2 protein-coding genes and 1 pseudogene are annotated in these 2,957 nt (G+C 62.5%); 2 read left to right on the plus strand and 1 reads right to left on the minus strand.

The features are described 5' to 3' along the window. A pseudogene (aceE, locus tag B2527_RS15190) lies at positions 1-482 on the minus strand (pyruvate dehydrogenase (acetyl-transferring), homodimeric type); the annotation flags it as partial. A gap of 394 nt (positions 483-876) precedes the next feature. Between aceE and B2527_RS15195 the strand changes: the two are divergent. Together B2527_RS15195 and B2527_RS15200 are read left to right on the plus strand one after the other, a co-directional pair. Further along, positions 877-1,374: a PadR family transcriptional regulator gene (locus tag B2527_RS15195; protein WP_293715401.1), complete on the plus strand. Its 498-nt coding sequence runs from the start codon at positions 877-879 to the stop codon at positions 1,372-1,374. A gap of 86 nt (positions 1,375-1,460) precedes the next feature. Further along, positions 1,461-2,252 (plus strand): siderophore-interacting protein, encoded by a 792-nt coding sequence (locus B2527_RS15200; RefSeq protein ID WP_293715404.1) that lies wholly within the window; start codon positions 1,461-1,463, stop codon positions 2,250-2,252. The last annotated feature ends 705 nt before the right edge of the window (positions 2,253-2,957 follow it).

Raw genomic sequence — 2,957 nt, forward strand, 5'->3', positions numbered from 1 at the left:
TCGATGCGGCCTTCCAGGAAGGAGCGCGCATAGATACCCGGGGCGCTGTGGCCCTGGATGAACAGCAGGTCGCCCGGGTGGTTGTCGCTCGGGGCGCGCCAGAAGTGGTTGAAGCCCACGTCATACAGGGTGGCGCCGGAGGCGAACGAGGCGATGTGGCCGCCCAGGTCGCCGGGCTTGCGGTTGGCACGCACCACGGTAGCCATGGCGTTCCAACGGATGATGGAACGAATGCGCCATTCCAGTTCCGCATTGCCCGGGCTCTTGGCCTCCAGCTGCGGCTCGATGGTGTTGACGTATTCGGTGGTGGGCGAGAACGGCAGGAATGCACCCGAACGACGGGTCAGTTCAACCATGCCTTCCAGCAACTGATGCGCGCGCTCGGGGCCCTCGACATCGATAACGGCCTTCAACGACTCGATCCACTCCTGGGTTTCCAGGGGATTCGTGTCGTTGTTCAGCACCTCGTTCAACCAGTTCATTAGCGCTCCCAGTTACTGCACGCACGCGCGCGCTTGTCGTTGTTTTGAGCCCCAAAGTGTAGCGCAACCGCCATGCCTCAAAGCTGGCTACGCATACGTATGGAGCGGTAAAAGCCAGTGTCTGCAAGACAATTCGCGACACGCCCCCTACCCGGGAGTGGACAGCCGGAGACAGCCGCCTTGCCCGGCACTGGCGCTTTATGGCGCGAAACAGCGGCCGACGTTGCCATCGGCAATGGCCAGGCCGGTGACAGCAGGCCGATGCTGCAATGCAGCATCTGGCGCTGAATGCAAGCCCAGCTGGTCTGCACCGTCCCATGAGAAGTGATTACGTTTGCACTGGAAGAGTTTTCGATATATCGTTTTGCGCAAATTCGATATATCGAAAACTCCCATGAACAGCCCGGACCTCCGTCGCTCCCCCACCCCGCGCCCCTTGGGCCGTGGCGATCTGCGCCTGTTGCTGCTGTCGTTGATCGGCGAGCAGCCACGCCACGGTTATGAGCTGATCCAGCAGATCAGCGAGATGTTCGTGCGCGTCTACACGCCCAGCGCGGGCTCGGTGTATCCGCTGCTGGCCGATTTCGAGAAGCAGCGCTGGGTAAGCGCCGAGGAAGACGGCGGGCGCAAGCGCTACCACATCACCAGCCTGGGCCTGGCCCAGCTCAAGCTGCGCGCCGAGGAGGTGGAAACCGCGCGCATGCGTGCACGCCACAATTCGCGCGTCATCGCCAGGGAAAGCCTGCCGGCGCCGCTGCGCGATGCCATGCACCAGTTCACTCATTCGTTGATGTTGCGCAAAGGGGATTGGCAGGACGCCGATGTCGCGCGCATCGCCAGCCTGATTGCAGAGGCGACCGCGCTGGTACAGCAGCAGCCGCAGGAAAACTGATTCGCACCACCGTTGTTCATTACGACCCAGCCAGAGCGATCCAGCCAGGTCATCCCGGCCTTGCCGACACTGACCCCAGGTACCCCATGTCACAGCATGAAACCCAATTGATCCGCATGACCCCGCGTTTCCGCCAGCTGCAGGTGTTGCGCAGCGAACGCCTGACCCCGAACATGCAGCGTGTTGTTGTAGGCGGCGAGGCACTGGAAGGCTTTGACAGCCGCTCGCCGGACGATCACGTCAAGCTGTTTTTTGCCAATGCCGAGGGCGAGTTTGTCTTGCCTGAGCTCACCGAGCACGGCCCGCGCTACCCGGAAGGCAAGCAGCCTTCACCGGCGCGCGATTACACGCCGCGTTTCTACGATGCCGACGCCGGCGAACTGGTACTGGACTTCGTACTGCATGGCGATGGCCCGGCCACCAGCTGGGCGGCCAATGCCAAGGTCGGCGATGCGCTGGTGGTTGCTGGCCCGCGTGGCTCGCATGTGGTGGCCGATGACTTCGACTGCTATGTGCTTATCGGCGATGAGACGGCCTTGCCGGCGATCGCGCGGCGGCTGGAAGAACTACCGGAAGGTGCAGTCGCCGAGGTGTTCATCGAGATCCCCGAAGAAGGCGACCGGCAGCCGCTGGAAAGCGCGGCGCAGGTGACCGTGTCGTGGTTTGAGCGCAATGGCTTTGATGCGGCCAGCAGTACCTTGCTGGAAGACGCCTTGGTGGACTTCGAGCAGCCTGATGGCGATGCGCATTACTGGATTGCCACCGAGTCCAAGCGTGCGCGGATGATGCGCAAGTTTGTTGAGGGGCATCTGCAGGTGCCGAAGGAGTGGATCCGCGCCACCGGGTATTGGAAGGCGGATCCGAACGAGATGGAGTGATGGGTTTGTCCCTCCCCTTCGCTGCGCGAAAGGAAGGGGGCTAAGCGGCTGCTCAAGCGAGCGATGAAGATGTAGTGCCGAGCCATGCTCGGCAGGAGCTTTCCCAGTAAGGCCCCAGCCGAGCATGGCTCGGCTCTACCAGGTCAAAAGCACCCCTCCCCAGCCCTCCCCTTCGCTGCGCGAAAGGGAGGGGGCTAAGCGGCTGCTCAAGCGAGGTGATAACGATGTAGTGCCGAGCCATGCTCGGCAGAGGCTTTCCCAGTAAGGCCCCAGCCGAGCATGGCTCGGCTCTGCCTGGTCAAAAGCACCCCTCCCCAACCTCCCCATCGCTGCGCGAAAGGAAGGGGGCTAAGCGGCTGCTCAAGCGAGTGATAACGATGTAGTGCCGAGCCATGCTCGGCAGAGGCTTTCCCAGTAAGGCCCCAGCCGAGCATGGCTCGGCTCTACCTGGTCAAAAGCACCCCTCCCCAACCCTCCCCTTCGCTGCGCGAAAGGGAGGGAGCTAAGCGTCTGCTCAAGCGAATGATAACGATGTAGTGCCGAGCCATGCTCGGCAGGAGCTTTCCCAGTAAGGCCCCAGCCGAGCATGGCTCGGCTCTACCTGGTCAAAAGCACCCCTCCCCAACCCTCCCCTTCGCTGCGCGAAAGGGAGGGGGCTAAGCGGGCTGCTCAAGCGAGGTGATAACGATGTAGTGCCGAGCCATG

Source organism: Stenotrophomonas sp. UBA7606, assembly GCF_002477705.1.
Lineage (GTDB): Bacteria > Pseudomonadota > Gammaproteobacteria > Xanthomonadales > Xanthomonadaceae > Stenotrophomonas.

Coding starts and splice junctions, on each gene's coding strand:
- B2527_RS15195 (WP_293715401.1), top strand. CDS start 877: ATGAACAGCCCGGACCTCCGTCGCTCCCCCACCCCGCGCCCCTTGGGC.
- B2527_RS15200 (WP_293715404.1), top strand. CDS start 1,461: ATGTCACAGCATGAAACCCAATTGATCCGCATGACCCCGCGTTTCCGC.